The organism is Mycobacterium sp. 852014-52144_SCH5372336 (genome assembly GCF_001665615.1).
In the GTDB taxonomy this organism is placed as follows: domain Bacteria; phylum Actinomycetota; class Actinomycetes; order Mycobacteriales; family Mycobacteriaceae; genus Mycobacterium; species Mycobacterium neumannii_A.
The window spans coordinates 249903-265354 of record NZ_LZSW01000057.1 but is presented as its reverse complement, the minus strand read 5'-3'; the positions used below and the strand labels follow the sequence as shown (position 1 = coordinate 265354).

17 protein-coding genes are annotated in these 15452 nt (G+C 67.5%); 5 read left to right on the top strand and 12 right to left on the bottom strand.

What is annotated here, in order from left to right:
- The coding region (locus A5759_RS19905) for a DUF222 domain-containing protein (RefSeq protein WP_082962213.1) at positions 1–845 on the bottom strand (845 nt) is incomplete at its 3' end.
- Positions 846–909: 64 nt separating this feature from the next.
- Positions 910–2115: a glycosyltransferase family 1 protein gene (locus A5759_RS19900; protein ID WP_082962206.1), complete on the bottom strand. Its 1206-nt coding sequence runs from the start codon at positions 2113–2115 to the stop codon at positions 910–912.
- Between the two features lie 133 nt (positions 2116–2248).
- On the opposite strand from A5759_RS19900, the gene A5759_RS19895 reads away from it, so the two are divergent.
- Complete coding sequence (locus tag A5759_RS19895) at positions 2249–2920, top strand: thioredoxin domain-containing protein (RefSeq protein WP_068200611.1); 672 nt, start codon at positions 2249–2251, stop codon at positions 2918–2920.
- Between the two features lie 4 nt (positions 2921–2924).
- On the opposite strand, the gene A5759_RS19890 is transcribed toward A5759_RS19895, so the two are convergent.
- The 3 genes from A5759_RS19890 to A5759_RS19880 are packed head-to-tail and all read right to left on the bottom strand — an operon-like array spanning position 2925 to position 5952.
- On the bottom strand, positions 2925–3464 hold the full coding sequence (locus A5759_RS19890) for a DUF3592 domain-containing protein (protein WP_068200608.1): 540 nt from the start codon (positions 3462–3464) through the stop codon (positions 2925–2927).
- 53 nt (positions 3465–3517) lie between these two features.
- Complete coding sequence (menD, locus tag A5759_RS19885) at positions 3518–5167, bottom strand: 2-succinyl-5-enolpyruvyl-6-hydroxy-3-cyclohexene-1-carboxylic-acid synthase (RefSeq protein WP_068200677.1); 1650 nt, start codon at positions 5165–5167, stop codon at positions 3518–3520.
- A 2-nt stretch (positions 5168–5169) separates the two neighbouring features.
- On the bottom strand, positions 5170–5952 hold the full coding sequence (locus tag A5759_RS19880) for an alpha/beta fold hydrolase (protein ID WP_068200675.1): 783 nt from the start codon (positions 5950–5952) through the stop codon (positions 5170–5172).
- Positions 5953–6078: 126 nt separating this feature from the next.
- Here A5759_RS19880 and A5759_RS19875 point away from each other — a divergent pair, with 126 nt between their 5' ends.
- Together A5759_RS19875 and A5759_RS19870 are read left to right on the top strand one after the other, a co-directional pair.
- Positions 6079–7278, top strand: a complete 1200-nt coding sequence (locus A5759_RS19875; protein WP_068200607.1) for an FAD-binding domain — start codon at positions 6079–6081, stop codon at positions 7276–7278.
- Positions 7279–7325: 47 nt separating this feature from the next.
- Complete coding sequence (locus A5759_RS19870) at positions 7326–7796, top strand: MarR family winged helix-turn-helix transcriptional regulator (RefSeq protein WP_068200605.1); 471 nt, start codon at positions 7326–7328, stop codon at positions 7794–7796.
- Between the two features lie 12 nt (positions 7797–7808).
- Here A5759_RS19870 and A5759_RS19865 read toward each other — a convergent pair whose 3' ends face one another.
- From A5759_RS19865 to A5759_RS19840, 6 genes are all read right to left on the bottom strand, one after another.
- A complete protein-coding gene (locus A5759_RS19865) occupies positions 7809–8318 on the bottom strand; it encodes a nitroreductase family deazaflavin-dependent oxidoreductase (RefSeq protein WP_068200603.1) in 510 nt (169 codons plus the stop codon).
- Positions 8319–8341: 23 nt separating this feature from the next.
- Positions 8342–9067: a DJ-1/PfpI family protein gene (locus A5759_RS19860; RefSeq protein ID WP_064419105.1), complete on the bottom strand. Its 726-nt coding sequence runs from the start codon at positions 9065–9067 to the stop codon at positions 8342–8344.
- A 15-nt stretch (positions 9068–9082) separates the two neighbouring features.
- Complete coding sequence (locus A5759_RS19855) at positions 9083–10042, bottom strand: GlxA family transcriptional regulator (protein ID WP_064419127.1); 960 nt, start codon at positions 10040–10042, stop codon at positions 9083–9085.
- 76 nt (positions 10043–10118) lie between these two features.
- Positions 10119–10706 (bottom strand): TetR/AcrR family transcriptional regulator, encoded by a 588-nt coding sequence (locus A5759_RS19850; RefSeq protein ID WP_064398148.1) that lies wholly within the window; start codon positions 10704–10706, stop codon positions 10119–10121.
- 9 nt (positions 10707–10715) lie between these two features.
- On the bottom strand, positions 10716–11684 hold the full coding sequence (locus A5759_RS19845) for an oxygenase MpaB family protein (protein ID WP_064419106.1): 969 nt from the start codon (positions 11682–11684) through the stop codon (positions 10716–10718).
- Between the two features lie 42 nt (positions 11685–11726).
- Entirely contained in the window at positions 11727–12692 is a 966-nt protein-coding gene (locus A5759_RS19840) for an o-succinylbenzoate synthase (protein ID WP_068200600.1), read from the bottom strand.
- Between the two features lie 91 nt (positions 12693–12783).
- On the opposite strand from A5759_RS19840, the gene A5759_RS19835 reads away from it, so the two are divergent.
- Both A5759_RS19835 and A5759_RS19830 read left to right on the top strand, forming a co-directional pair.
- Positions 12784–13266 carry a TspO/MBR family protein gene (locus A5759_RS19835; protein WP_064398159.1) on the top strand — a complete coding sequence of 161 codons (483 nt, stop codon included), beginning with the start codon at positions 12784–12786 and terminating at the stop codon, positions 13264–13266.
- Positions 13266–13889 carry a heme-binding protein gene (locus A5759_RS19830; protein ID WP_082695040.1) on the top strand — a complete coding sequence of 208 codons (624 nt, stop codon included), beginning with the start codon at positions 13266–13268 and terminating at the stop codon, positions 13887–13889. Before A5759_RS19835 ends, A5759_RS19830 begins: the two co-directional genes overlap by 1 nt.
- On the opposite strand, the gene A5759_RS19825 is transcribed toward A5759_RS19830, so the two are convergent.
- The gene (locus A5759_RS19825; RefSeq protein ID WP_068200598.1) at positions 13886–15451 is read right to left on the bottom strand and encodes a long-chain-fatty-acid--CoA ligase; all 1566 of its coding nucleotides are present in this window, start codon (positions 15449–15451) and stop codon (positions 13886–13888) included. The genes A5759_RS19830 and A5759_RS19825 overlap by 4 nt on opposite strands.
- Position 15452 lies beyond the last annotated feature (1 nt).

The window sequence follows — 15452 nt, the reverse complement described above, 5'->3', positions numbered from 1 at the left end:
CTCATCAGGGCGATGCGCCCGACGGCGATCATCGCGTCGTGTTGACGCTGGGCCAGACTGCGGTGGTCGTTGTCGATCTGAGCCTGTGTCGGGGTTCCCGATGTGCAGGGTTCGGGATCGTCGGGATTGCACATACCCGGTGCGGCGTACTTGGCGAAGATCGCTTCCCACACCGCCCACGCTTCGGGGGTCAAAGTTGCGAAGATGTCAATCATCCCGTCGGAGCGCTGTTTTTTCTTGGTGACCCCGCGCTTGCGGGCGCGCTCGGCGTCATCGGGTTCGGGCCCGTCCTGATCGAGCAAGAACAGCGTCAGATCGGCGCTGTCCTTGAGTTCCTTGGGACCCACGCCGACCGCCGTGCGGACCAGGTCGACCTCGAACTGCTCCCTGGTGGCCGCATCCACCCAGCCCGGCAACCTGTCAACGGCCTTGCGGATGACCTCCACGTGCTCGCCGTTGATCAGTCCGTGAGATTGCGCGACCGCCGTCGCGGGCAACGCCGGCGGCAGCGACGGTCCGGTCAACGATTGACGGGGCGCCAGCAGGGCAGCTTCGGTCAGACGCCGGTTGGCCTCGGTGGTCGAGATCCGCCAGCGGACCCTCAACACCTCTTTCCACGATTTGGCACCCATCTGTTGCGGCGTCGCCTCGGTCTGCAGGCGGGCGAGCAAGCGGTGACTCATCGCGGGGAACTGGCAGCCGAGACCTTCGAGCTCATCAAGTGCGGTGACCAGATCGGGGCGGGTCAGCAAGTCGACCTCACAGGCGGCCACCTTCTCGTAGGCGGCACGCAACGCGGTGATCGCGTCCTGCAGGTCGCTTCCCGACATACCTCGAACATACATTCGACCACTGACAAAACAGGCCTGCAGAACGGTCGCGCGATTGATCAGCACCCGAGGTCGACGGTTACGCACTCTCGCTGGGGCGCGACCGTGCGCGAAGTGACGAATTTCCGCGGCGTGTCGGGTGCAGACGCGCACCGTCGCGGGAATGGGGAGGGCCGGATACGGCGATCACGTCCTGGTAGTGACCGAGGAGTTCGTCGCAGATCGCCGGCCAGGTGCGGGTCAGCACGCTGCGGCGCGCAGCGATTGAATACCGGTGCCGCTCGGCGATCAGATGCTCGACGGAATCGGGCAGGCGGGCCTCGAACTCGTCGACCGCCAGCAGCAATCCGGTGCGATAGGGGACGACGAGATCTCGCGGACCACCAGCGTCCGGGGCGATGACCGGCAGGCCCGACGCCATCGCTTCCTGCACGGCCTGGCAGAAGGTCTCGTGCTCGCCGGGATGCACGAACACATCCATGCTCGCGTACGCCGCGGCCAGTTCCCCGCCGTACAGGGCGCCGGTGAAAACCGCTGAGGGAAGAAGGCTTTGAAGCTTGGTGCGGTCGATACCGTCGCCGACGACGACCAGCTGCATATCGTCACGGCGTGCGAGCACCGCCAGCCGTTCGAGGTGCTTTTCCGGCGCGAGGCGACCGACGAACCCGACGATCGGCTTACCGTCGGGCGACCACCGCCGCCGCAGCGCGTCGTCGCGCGCCGACGGCACAAAACCGGTGATGTCCACACCCCGTGCCCACTTGTGCACACGCGGAATACCGTGCGCCGTCAGGTCTTCCATCGCGGCGGTGGACGGTGCGAGATTCCGGTCGGCTCGACTGTGCAGATGCCGTGTCCACGCCCACGCGGCGCGGGAGGCGAAGCCGACACCATAGCTCTCGGCGAATCCGGCGACGTCGGTCTGGAATACGGCCACGGTCGGGATACCGAGGTGGCGCGCGGCGTGCAGGCCGCCGTACCCGAGCAATGCAGGTGACGCCAAGTGCACGATGTCGGGATCGAAACCCCGTAGCACACCGACGATCCGGGGCCTGGGTACGCCGAGGGGCAGCGAGGTGATCTTCGGAAACATCCGCGAGGGCACGCGGTGAACGCGGACGCCGTCGTGCACGCGTTCGGCGGGCGGTTCACCGCGCGGTGTGTCGGGAGCGATGACAAGGGCTTCATGTCCGGTGCGGCGCAGATGCTCGATCACCCGCAGGACCGAGTTGGTGACGCCGTTGATATTCGGGAGGAACGATTCTGCGACGATTGCCACGCGCACGACCGAATAGTCTCAGCGCAGCCTGTCGCCAAGGTTGCGCCCAGGAATATGGCACGCGAAAAGCTGGTGCGCCAACGGGTGCTGCGGCGCGCTCACGTCGAGTATCGTGCGCACCAGAGAAAGGGCGGTTGACATGCGGTTCTCGCGGGCACTGGTGGTTTTGACGCTCACTGTGCTGCTCGCCGCCGTCGGCTGCACCAACCATGTCGCCGGCACCGCCAAACGCGATCCCGCCCAGGCCCCGCTGAAGGTCAGCGAAGACGGTTTCGGAGTGGTGGCCGGATTCGACGACGCACCGGTCAGAATCGAGATCTTCACCGAGCCGCAATGCACCCATTGCGCGGATCTACAAGCCGATTTCGGCGATCAGCTCGCCTACTACATCGGGGTCGGCCAACTCAACGTCACGTACCGGCCGCTGATCTTCCTGGACGAGGCGACCGACGGCCACTCGTCGCGGGTGAGCAACGCGCTGTTCCTCGCCACCGGAAGCGGCGCGACCGGCACCCAGTTCCAGAGGTTCGTCGAAGAGCTTTGGGCCAACCAGGATCCGGGCGGACAGGGCCCGAGCGACGAGGAGATGGCCGACATGGCCAGCGTGGCTGGCATGCCCGACAAGGCCGTCAAGCGGGTTGCCAGCGGCGGATCCGCGGTGAACATCGCCGAGATGGACGAGAGCAACTTCGGCTTCCTGTTCGATGTCGATCCCTTGGCCACCGGCACGCCGACCGTCTATGACCTCGTCACCGGCGAGAAGGTCGACATCTACGACAACGACTGGCTCGACAAGCTGATCCAGTCCTGATCGATCAGCTTGCGCTCGACAGCTCGGCTTCCCGATCCGACGTCAGACGCGGTGAGGTCCTGCGCTCGATCAGCGTCACACCGGCCAGTGCGGCACTGGCGATGAGCCAGCCGACGACGGCGATCGAACTCGCCGGGATGATCGCCAAGGCCGCGTTGCGGTGCTGCACGCGAACGAGATCCGGGTTGTTCGTGTCGTATTCGACGTAGATGTTCATCCCCGTCTCGAGCTCCGACGGATAGAGCACACCGAGTTCGGGACGGTAGGTGACGCGGTCGGGGGTGACGAACTCGATCGTCGACCGCCGGGGTCCGGCGTCGAGCACCTCGGCGGCGGCGACGCCCATGTGCCGCTCGATCTGGCGGTCATTGCGCCACGCGCCCAACACCATCAGCACCGACTGCAGGGTCACCAGGCATGCCGCGATCACGATGCCGACGCGGATCCGGCGAAACACCCGCTGACGGCGCGACTCGTCCGGGTCGGCGGTCAGCCGTGGCAGGAACCTACGCGCCCACCGGATCGGTTTCCTCAAGCGGTCCACGGCCGTCCGCCTCAACCCGGTTCCGCTCACCGAAGCTGAATCGTTCGCTCCGCTCACAGGGCAGCCTTGATCGACGCGTGCAGCGCCCTCAGCGACGACCGGTCGGCCTTCACCTCCAGCACCCGCATCCCGTCGTGGGGTTCGTCGAGCGCCTCGGCCAGATCGTCGGCCTCGAGTTGTCGGCTCTCGACGTGGTACGCCCGGCACAACGCGCCCACGTCGACGTCGTGCGGGGTACCGAAGATCCGCGATGACACGTCGGAGAACCGCGGGTCGCCCTGTTCGAGCAGTTCGAAGATGCCGCCGCCGTTGTCGTTGGACACCACGATGGTCAGGTTGCGCGGCGTCGGCTCCGTCGGCCCGATCAATAACCCCGAGCTGTCGTGGACGAACGTCAGATCACCGAGCAGCGCGATCGTGCGGTTCGACCCGCTCCCGCCACCCGCCCGCTCGTGGGCAAGCGCGGCCCCGATCGCTGTCGACACCGTCCCGTCGATACCCGCCACACCGCGATTCGAGCGCACCTTGACCCCGTGGGTGTCCAGGCCGACCAACGCGGCGTCACGCACCGGGTTCGACGCGCCGAGCACCAACTGGTCACCGGGCCGAACGGCCTCGGCCACCGCGGCGGCCACGTGCAGGCCGGTCTTGAGCGGATGCGCGCGCAGTTGGGAGTGGACCGCCTCCATCGCGTGGCGGTGCACCTCGGCACACCTGGCGAGCCACGCGGGGTCCGGTGCGCCCGTGGTGACGGCGCGGGTGCCGGTGGCCTGCGAGTTGCCCGACACGTCGGGCCAGCGCGGACCCGTAGTCAGCGCATACACCGGCACCGACGGGTCGGCCAGCAGCGCCGAGACCGGCCGGTGCAGTGTCGGGCGGCCGAGCATGATGACCTGTTTTGGCCGCAGTAGCCGCAGCGCGAAGGGGTGCAGCGGGTTGTCGGCGGGTGGCGCGGTCGGTTCGGCGACGGTCGGCAGCGCGGCCAGATTCGGATGCTCGCCCGCGCCGTGCCCAGCGATCACGACGGTGTCGGGTGTTAGGTCGATGTCGAGCGGCTGGTCAAATGACACCGGCGGCGTGTACGTCCACGGCTTGCCGCCGGGCCTGCCCTGCGGCACGTAGGTCACCGTCTCGTCGGCATCGGGCACGAGCGGCTCCCGCAGCGGGATGTCGAACTGCACGGGGCCCGCATTAGCGGACCGAGAGCCCTTGGCCGCCACGAGAATCCGACATACCGCCGAACGCCATTGCGCGTTGAGCACGTCGAGGTGTTCCGGGGATTCCTCGGCCAGGCCGAGGCTGATCGACGCCCGGACCTGCGTGCCGAAATACCCCAGCTGCTCGAAGGTCTGGTTCGCGCCGGTGCCCAGAAGTTCATAGGGGCGGTTCGCGCTCAGCACGACCAGCGGCACCCGCGCGTAGTTCGCCTCGACCACCGCGGGTCCGAGGTTGGCCACCGCGGTCCCCGACGTCATCGCGATGCAGACCGGGGCGCGCTCGGCGATCGCCAACCCGATGGCCAGAAAGCCCGCCGTGCGCTCGTCGATGCGGACGTGCAGCCGGAGCCGTCCTGCGCGGTCGGCGTCCTGTAACGCGAAGGCCAGCGGGGCGTTGCGCGATCCGGGGCACAGCACGACGTCCCGTACGCCGCCGCGAATCAGTTCGTCGACGACCACGCGGGCCTGCGCGGTCGAGGGGTTCACCACTACAGCTTATCGGCGAAGAAATCGAGCGCCGCTTTGTTGATCGCCTCGGGATGCTCGAGGAAGCCGAGGTGGCCGGCGTCGGGAATCTCCAGGTAGCGGCCCTTCGGGATCGCGTCGGCGACCTCGCGGCTCAGGTGCGGGGGCAAGACCAGGTCGTCGGCGAACCCGATGACCAGTGTGGGCGCCGTAATACTTCGGTAAGCAGGCAGCCGGTTGCCCTGCGGCCGGACCTCGATCTGCGCGCGCCCGCCGGGTGTGGGCTTGGTGGGCCACATGACGAACATGTCGATCCAGTCGCGGACCTTGGCGTCGTCGTTGAGCGTCTTGGGCGAGAAGCTTTCCAGCAGGCGTAGTTTCGCGTCGTATTTGGTGGGCAGCACCATGTTGGAAGCGGCGAGCTCGCGCTCGGCGTCGCGGAAGAACTCGCGGGTGCGGTCCTCGCGGCCGCGGGTGGCCATCAGCACCGCCCGGTCGACCAGGTCGGGCCGGGCCACCATCAGTTCCTGGGCGATGTATGAGCCCATCGACACCGACACGATGCGCACCGGCGCCGCGTCGAGCTTCTCGATCAGCGCCGCCGTGTCGGCCACCATCGTCTCGGTGGTGAAGCCGGTGGCGTTCTCGGTGGCGCCCACCCCGCGGTTGTCGAACGTGATGCAGCGGTAACCGGCGCGCTGGAACTCGGGCACCTGATGCAGGTGCCAGGTTCGGCCCGCACCGCCGTGACCGGCGATGAACAGTACCGATGGGCCGCTACCGCGATCGTCGAAGGCCAAATTCACCCGAACGACGGTACTCAAGTCCGCGAGCCGAGGCCGGTCCGGGCCCTTCGGAAGATCGTGCATCATGCACGACATGCGCATAGCATGAACATCTGAACCCCTCGATGACTCCGAGGAGGAAGACAAATGAAGATCGCAATCAGCGGCGCCGGTGTCGCCGGACCCGCATTCGCCCACTGGATGGTGCGCGCCGGCCACGACGTCACCCTGATCGAGAAGGCGCCGGCCTTTCGCACCGGCGGCTATCTGATCGACTTCTGGGGCCTCGGCTACGCCATCACCCAGAAGATGGGTATCGAGGACGACCTCCATGCGGCCGGCTATCGCGTACGCGAACTGCGCATCGCCGACGACAACGGCCGGGCGTCGGCCCGGCTTCGGGTCGATCCCATGCGCCGCGCGTTGCGCGACCGCTACATCAGCCTGACCCGCGGCGACCTGGCGGCTGCGATCTATCGGACCGTCGGGCCCGACATCGAGACCGTCTACTCCGAGAGCATCACCGCACTCGACAACCGGGCCGACGGCGTTACGGTCGCGTTCGAGCACCGCCCACCACGGCAATTCGACATGGTGATCGGCGCGGACGGGTTGCACTCCAACGTCCGGGCGCTGGCCTTCGGACCGGATGCGCGTTATGAGCACTATCTCGGCTGCCAGGTCGCGGCGTGCGTGCTCGACGGTTACCGACCGTGCGACGATCTGGTGTACGTGACGCACAACGTGCCCGACCGTCAGATCGGCAGGTTCACATTGTGCGGTGACCGCACCCTGGTGCTGTTCATCTTCCGCTCGCCGACACCCACCCTGCCCACAGACCTCGATTCCTGTAAAGCGTTGCTGCGCAGGGAGTTCGCCGACACCGGTTGGGAGTCTGCGCGGATTCTCGAGGCCCTCGACGGCGTCGAAGACATCTATCTCGACGTGGTCAGCCAGATCCGCATGGACAAATGGTCGATCGGCCGCGTCGGGCTGATCGGCGACGCGGCGGCGTGTGTCTCGCTGTTGGCGGGCGAGGGCACCGGGTTGGCCATCGCCGAGGCTTACGTCCTCGCCGGTGAGCTGACCCGGGCGGGCGACGACATCGGGGCCGCGTTCGAAGCTTACGAGAACCGGTTGCGCGGCTTCATCGACGCCAAACAGGACGGCGCGCAACGTTTCATCTCCTTCTTCGCGACCCGGACCAAGCTCGGTATCTGGTTGCGCAACTTGACGGTACGCACCATCGACATTCCGCCGGTCGGGAACCTGGTGATGGGCCGGATCCTGCGCGACGACATCGTCCTGCCAGAATACGAGCTGCCCGATATGAAGCCGCGACGATGACACACGCCGGCACAGGGTCGAATACCGTTGCGGGACGGGAGGAAGCGGTGCCGTCGACCAACCGGGCCGTCGAGGCCAAACTGTCGGAACTCGAGCGCGCGACCCGCGGGCTACTCGCGCTGAACGTATCCGCGCTCGAGCAGATGGAGCAACGCATCGGGCTCGCGCCGCTGCGCGCGCTGCAGGCCCTGGAGCGGCTGGGCCCGAGCCTGGTCACGGGGTTGGGCGACGACCTAGGACTCCTGCCGTCCACCGCGAGCAGGCTCAGCGACCGCCTCGCCGATGCCGGTTACATCACCCGTCGGGTCGCTCCCACCAACCGCCGCGCCACGCTGCTCGAGTTGACCGACGCGGGACGCGCGGTGCTCGACGAGCTGATAAGGCTGCGCGTCGAGGCGTTCGGCCCGGTGATCCGGCACATGACCGAGGCGGACATCGCGGCGCTGATGCAGGGCGCGGGCGCCTTCACCGCTGCCTATCAGGAGCTGACCGAGCGGTCACAGGCCGACGGCCGCTGAGGCCGCGACGAACTACGCCGAATCCGCCGCTTCGGTGAACGCGACGACCGGGATGCGCCGCTTTCCGGCGCGCTTCTCGTAATCGGCGTAGTTCGGCACGAACTGTTTGGCCAGGCCGAACAGACGGTCCCGTTCGGCTCCGGTGACCTCCTCGCCGATGAAGGTGCCCCGGTAGCCACGCGCGGACAGCGTCACTCGCGGACTGGCTTTGACGTTGTGGAACCACGCGGGATGCCGGTCGCCGCCGTAGTTGGAGGCGATGACGATCACACGGCCGGCATCGGTGAAGTAGGTCAGCGGCGTGCTGCGCTGTTGGCCGGTCTTGGCGCCGGTGTGAGTCAGCAGCACCTCGGGCATCACCAACGACATCGACACGCGGCCGTTGGTCAGGTTGATCACCGCGCGGTCCAGCCGCCATCCGATGCGACGCAGAAACCACCGTGACGGCCCCAGCCCCATCAAACGCGCGCCCGCACGGATGAACGGTGTCGGCGGATCGGGTCGTACTTCAGGAATCCCCACGGGTGCGAGGGTATCGCCGACCGCTAACGCGCCGAGACCGCCTTCCCACGGACCCGTTGCACTGCGGCGGTCCACAGCAACGCCGCCGTCGGGACGAGCTGTCCCTGTTTGACGGTGTCGCGGCTCAGCAGCGCCGATGCCGTCGCCTTGGTGGCGGCCGACGCCTTCGACAGGTGCCCGGAGTCGTAGGGCGGCTGCGGGTCGTATTCGATGACGAGCTGCACCGCCTTGGCCTTCGCGTCACCGGCGATCTGCCCGTAGAGCCACAGGCCGAGGTCGATTCCGGCCGACACCCCGGCGGCGGTGACGATCTTGCCCTCGTGCACCACGCGTTCATCGGAGACCGTGTCGACGCCGAACGGCTTGAGCATCGGCAGCGCCAGCCAATGCGACGTCGCGCGGAGCCCGTCGAGCAGACCCGCCGCGGCGAGGATGACCGAACCCGAGCACACCGATGTCGTCCACGTCGACGTCTCGTGGGCCGTGCGCACCCAGTCGAGCACCTTCTCGTCGCGGGCGTGCTGGAAGCTCGACAGTCCCCCGGGGATCAGGATGATGTCGGGCGAGGGCGTCTCGTCGAACGAATGGGTGGCGCCGATGAGCAGCACGCCCGAGTCGGCCTCGATCGGTCCCGGTTCATGCCAGACGAACCGCACCTCGGCGCCCGGTAAGTTGCGCAACACCTCGTAGGGTCCGATGAAGTCGAGTGCGGTGTAGCCGGGGTACACCATGATGGCGATCTGGGTCATGGGTCGTCTCCTGTCTCAGGCAAAGGTCTTGCGATATTGGTCGGGTGAAATACCAAGTCGGCGAACGAAGTTGCGCCGAAGTGACTCGGCACTGCCGAACCCGCAACGCGCGGCGATGACGGAGACGGTGTCGTCGGTCTCCTCGAGCTGACGGCGCGCGGCTTCGGTGCGGATCCGCTCGACGTAGGCGCCTGGCGCCTCCCCCACCTCCTCGGTGAACAACCGGGTGAAGTGACGCGGGCTCATCGCCGCGCGGCGAGCCAACTCCGTGATGCTGTGCACGCCACCGGGTTCGGTCTCGATGGCCTCCTGCACCTCGCGGATGGGGGCTTTCTTGGCGCGTGGCATCCACACCGGTGCGGCGAACTGCGTCTGCCCTCCCGGCCTGCGCAGGTACATGACGAGCCAGCGCGCAACCGTCTGCGCGGCATCGGTGCCGTGGTCGTCCTCGACGAGCGACAGTGCGAGGTCGATGCCCGCGGTGACACCGGCCGCGGTCCATATCCCGTCGTTGCTGCGCACGAAGATCGGTTCGGGATCGACTGTCACCGTCGGATATTCACGCGCCAACTGTTCGGTGAAGGCCCAGTGCGTGGTGGCGGTACAGCCATCGAGCAGACCGGCCTCGGCGGCGAGGAACGCGCCGGTGCACACGGTGACGACCCGTCGGGAATTCTGCGCGACGGTCTGGATCCAGTTGACCAGGTCGAGGTTGGTCTTGGCGTCGTGAACCCCGATGCCGCCCGGAAGGACGAGGGTGTCGATCGGTTCGCGCGGGTCCGGTAGCGGTTGGGCGACGAGCGCGAGACCCGTGCCGGTGGTCGCGGGTTCGCCGTCGAGGGTCACCACCTTGGCGTCGTAGCCCTCGCGACCCTTGTCCTGCAGATATCGGGACGCTCCCGTGAACACCTCAAAGGGACCGACCAGGTCGAGAGCCTGTACACCGGCAAAACCGAGGATCACCACCGATCGCATGAACCCAGTGTTGGCCACCCGGTCGATGGCGTCTAGGCCAGGCACCCCACAGATCAGGACATCGACGGTCGGTGGATCACCACACCAGCGGGGCGAGGTGTTTGAGCGCGTAGGCGCGTACCGCGTCATCGTCGGTGACGTCGAGCGCCGGTGTGCGTACCTGGGCCAGCGATGCGGCCAGCCGGATGTGCAACTCGCTGACCGCCAGCAGGTCGTCGTCGGGCATCGTCGCGCCTGCGGCCCTCAGCGCCCGGGCCATGGCCGCGGAGGCGCTCTCGAGGAACTCCTGGGCCTCGTCGTACATGCCCGACATCGCCGACAGGTCGCCGTCGAGCCGCAGGAACCGACGCATGACCGGTTCGGCGGTCAGCAGCCGCAGGCCCTCACAGAAGGCTGCGACGGCAGCCTCTTTCGCGCCGGACTCGATGCCGACGGTCTGCAGGCGTGCCATCGCGAAATCGAATGTCTGCCTTCCGAGTTCGGTGATCAACACGTCGCGGCTGGGAAAGCGGCGATACAGCGTGCTGCGGCTGACACCGGCTTGGCGCGCGATGACGTCCATGCTCGCCCTGCCGACGCCGACGAGCGCCACCTCCTCGGCGGCCGCCTTGAGGATCGCGGCCTCCTGTTCGGTGCGGCTGTCGGTGTTGCGGAGCCGTCGCATCGGTTTAGGTTAGGCCTGCCGACCGGCCGGGCACGCCGCAGGCGGGGCGAACGAGTCCAGGCCGACCGAGCGGTGAAACCGGACCAGCTTCTCGTACTCCAGGCGGTTGCGCGCCAAGGGAATCAACGTCAGCTTCTCCGGAAGCACCCGCCACGCCAGCTGCAGCACGCGGGTGTACACCTCGAATTCCCGATCGTGGCGATCCTCCCAGCGGAACCCCGTCAGCTCACGGACACCGGGATGCATGATTCCGAACGAGCAGATCTTGACGATCCGGCCGACCACGGGTCGCGCGAGCAGCCACGGCGGGGTCAACGCGCGCCGCATGGCCGGTGGGAGCAACAGGGTGGGCAGCGGGAGCTTGGTTAGGTCATCGGTGACACGCCTGAGGAATTCGTTGTCGGCGAGTCGGGTTTCGACCATGGCGTCGTAGTACCGCACGGCTTCGCCGTAACTGGCGGGCAGTTTGGCGTTGTTGCCAGGGAGCTCGAGAGAGCGGAAGGCCTCGAGCAACTGCTCGTATGCGGCGTCCTTCTCGGCCGGGGTCATGGTGATGCCGGTGCACGGGGTGAACGAGTTCAGCACCATGAACATCCCGCTGACCGCGATCCAGTTCCACAGCCGCGGGTCGAGAGCGCTGTACCGCACGTCGGCGAAGCTCCCGTCCCCGCGGCCGCGGACCTCCCGGTGCATCCGCTTGAGCCGCTCCCCCTCGGCGGCGCGGTCGCACGGGTCGCCCCAGATCGCGAGGAACGCCGAGAACCCACTTCGCACCCCTCGATCGGCGAAGTTGGCCTCGAATCGACCGGTTTTGTCGACGGCCGCAGCCACCGGCACCAACGCGACCTCGTCGAATGCGGCCGCGCCGAAGAACCCGCCGAACGCGCTGCCGCTGTGTTTGCGGAACTCGCGCATGACCTTCGGGCGCACCTCGCCGCCGGCCTGATGGACATGGTGAGCTTCGGCCGTCTGCGTCATGTCGCCTCCGATACGCGTTGACACAAAGACTAGTGATTTGTGTCATCGTGTCAACGGGTGGCAGGCGCGCACCCTGTCGATCCACCATCGGCGACGCTCGGCAGGGGCGGCCAGCGCCGAAAGCCGCGCCGGATCGGGGACCACCGGACCGATCGAGAGATATCCGTCTTCCGGGGGAACGGGTTCGGCGACATCCTCGGCGAACAACCCGCCGGTGCCCAACCCGCAGGCGTGGCGCAGGTCCGGCAGCGCCGCGGCGGCCAGTAGCCCGCGGCCGATGCCGACCGCCGAGTCCAGCGCGCTGGAGACCACGACGGGGATGTCGATCTGCACGGCGATCGCGAGCAGCGCGCGCACCCCGCCCAGCGGTGCGACCTTGAGCACTGCGACATCGGCCGCCTTCTCCCGCACCACCCGCAGGGGGTCGGTGGCCTTGCGGATGCTTTCGTCGGCGGCGATCGGGACGTCGACGCGGCGGCGCAACTCGGCCAGTTCGGCCACCGTGGCGCACGGCTGTTCGAGGTATTCGAGCGGCCCGTCAGCGGTCAGCGCCGCCGCCGCAGCGACCGCTTCGTCGACGCTCCAGCCTCCGTTGGCGTCGACCCGCACCGTTGGAACGATCGCCCGCACCGCGTTGACCCGCGCCGTGTCGTCGGCCAAGGTCTGGCCCGGCTCGGCGACCTTGACCTTCGCGGTGCGCGCACCGGGGAAGCGCGCGAGCACCTCGGGCACCTGGGCGGCGTCGACGGCGGGCACGGTCGCGTTGATCGGGATCCGGTCGCGACGCGCCTGCGGCGGTGGCTCATAGGCCGCCTCCAGCGCCGATGCCAGCCAGTGCGCCGCCTCCGGCGGCTCGTATTCGGGGAACGCACCGAACTCGCCCCACCCGGCCGGGCCCTCGATCAGCGCCACTTCGCGGATCGTGATGCCGCGAAAGCGCACCCGCATCGGGAGCGCGACCACGTGCATACGGTCGAGGACGTCGTCGAGCTGCGGCATGCGCACCATCCTGCCGGTTGCGGACCGAGAGGTTTAGCGCTCGCGAATCCGGCTACCTTTCAGTTGCTTAACTAATTGTGATTCGTCATAGGAGCACATGGTGCAACTGAAGACATTGGTCCCCTCGGCGCTGGCGGTGACGGCGACGGCGGTTGCCGGCGGCCTGGCCAGTAAGGACTCGCAGTCCCTCTGGTACGCGAAGCTGCGAAAGCCACCGTATCAGCCACCGGCACAAGCCTTTCCGATCGTGTGGCCCATCCTGTACGCCGACATCGCCGTGACCTCGTCGGCAACGCTCGATGAGCTCGAGCGCCGAGGCCAGACCGAGGAACGTCGACGCTACCTCGCCGCTCTCGCGATCAACCTGGTGCTCAACGGCAGCTGGTCGTGGCTGTTCTTCAACCAGGGCAAGCTCGCCACGTCGGCGGTGGCGGCAGGCGCACTGACGCTCAGCAGCGCCGACCTCACCCGTCGTGCCGTGCAGGTGCGGGGCGCCAAGGCGGCGCCGCTGGCGTTGTATCCGCTGTGGTGTGCGTTCGCGACCGTGCTGTCGTCGCACATCTGGTTCCTGAACCGCCGATGATGCGGCTACTGGAGATCCCCCGCCAGGTCGCGGAGTCGGTGTTCTCGATGGTCGGGATCCGGGTGGGCACCGAGGAGCCGCACTATCTGGCCACAAAGCTGTCCGAGCAGGTGGAGATACGCCGATACGGCCCCCGGATCGCGGCCGAGACCACCGTGAGCGCCGACGAGGACCGCGCCAGAAACATCGGGTTCCGGCGCCTTGCCGGCTACATCTTCGGTGGCAACCACCGCGACGAGACGATCGCGATGACCGCCCCGGTCAGCCAGCAGGCGCGCGAGAAGATCGCGATGACGGCGCCGGTCGCACAGGCCCGCGACGGCGAGAACTCGACGATCCGCTTCTACATGCCGTCGAAGTGGACGATGGACACGTTGCCCACTCCGGACGACGACAAGGTGCGGTTGGTGGAGGTGCCGGGCGAAACGGTCGCGGTGCTGAGGTTCACCGGCGACCGCAGTCCGCGCGCGGTCGCCGAGCGCACGCGGGAGCTCTCGGCGACGCTGCGCGCCAACGGAATCGAGGCCGTAGGGCCGCCGCAGTCCTGGTTCTACGACCCGCCCTGGACGTTGCCGTTCCGTCGCCGCAACGAGATCGCGATCCCGGTGCGGCCCACCGATTAGACCGTCGCGCGGTCGCGGCCCTCCCAGTAGGGCTTGCGCAGCTCCTTCTTCAGGATCTTGCCCGTCGGATTGCGCGGCAACTCATCGGTGATGTCGACCGTCTTCGGGCACTTGTACGCCGCGAGCCGTTCCCGGCACCACGCGATGAGGTCTTCCGGCGCCACCGGATCCTCGACCGACACAACGGCCTTGACCACCTCGCCCCACTTCTCATCGGGCACGCCGATCACCGCGACGTCGGTGACGGCGGGATGTTCGGCGATGACGCGCTCGACCTCGATGGAGTAGATGTTCTCGCCGCCGGAGATGATCATGTCCTTGAGACGGTCCTCGACGAAGATGTAACCGTCCTCGTCGATGCGGCCGATGTCTCCGGTGCGGAACCAGCCGTCGTCGGTGATCGCTTCTGCCGTTGCCTCGGGCTTGTTGTGGTAGCCCTTCATCAGTTGCGGTGTGCGGAACCACAATTCACCCTGCTCACCGGCCGGTACGTCGTTCAGTGTGTCCGGGTCGACCACGCGAACCTCGGCGCCGGGGATCACCCGTCCCGCGCTGACCAGCCGGTCCTCGGGACCGGAGCGGTGGTCGTCGGGCAGCAGCTGGCTGATCACCCCGCATACCTCGGTCAGCCCGTACACCTGGATGAAGTCGGTGTCGGGCCAAGCCTGCAACGCCGCGCGCAGCAGCGGCAACGGCATCGGCGACGCACCGTACACGTAGGTCTTCAGTGCGCCGAACAGCTTGACCGCGTCCTCGCCGGACTCCAACACTTTGGCCAGCACCGCGGGCACCAAGAACGTTCGGTTGGCGCCGTTGAGGATTGCGCCGGCCAGCGCCGCGCCGTCGACCTCGCGTGTCATCACCGCCGGCACACCGTCGTGAATACTGAACTGCACGTAGGACGATCCGCCGACGTGGAAGAGCGGCATCGACACCATGCTCTTGTCGCCTTCGTCGAAGCCCCAGCCGTTGTGCGCGTTGATGGTGTGCGCGATCAGGTTGGCCTGTGTGATCTGCACACCCTTCGGGCGCCCCGTCGTCCCTGAGGAGTACATGATGATCGCGACGTCGTCGGGTTCTACATCGGCGCTGCGGTTGACCGGTGTCGCGTCGGTGAGCATCGCCTCGTACTCGTCACCGTCACCGCCCTCGGGCGTCACCTCGATGAGATGTTCGACGTGGGTGAGCTTGTCGCGGATCTTCTCGATCGTCGGCTTCAACTCCGTGCCCACGATCAACAGCTTGGCTCCCGAGTCGGTGAGCACGTAGTCGATCTCATCGGCGGCCAGCCGAAAGTTGATGATCGCGGTCGCGGCGCCCAGCGACGCTGCGGCGATGGTCAACTCGACGCAGGCCGGGTGGTTCTTGTCGAGGAAGGCCACCACGTCGCCGCGTTTGACGCCACGCTGCTGTAGTGCGCCCGCCAGGCGGCGAACCCGCTCGTTCCATTCCGACCATGTCCAGCTGCGGTCGAGGAAGGTCATCGCCTCGGCGTCGGGTTTGGTTTCGGCCCAATGCGCGAGCCGTTCGTCGAGAAATCGCGGGTCTTGCAGGTCAGACATG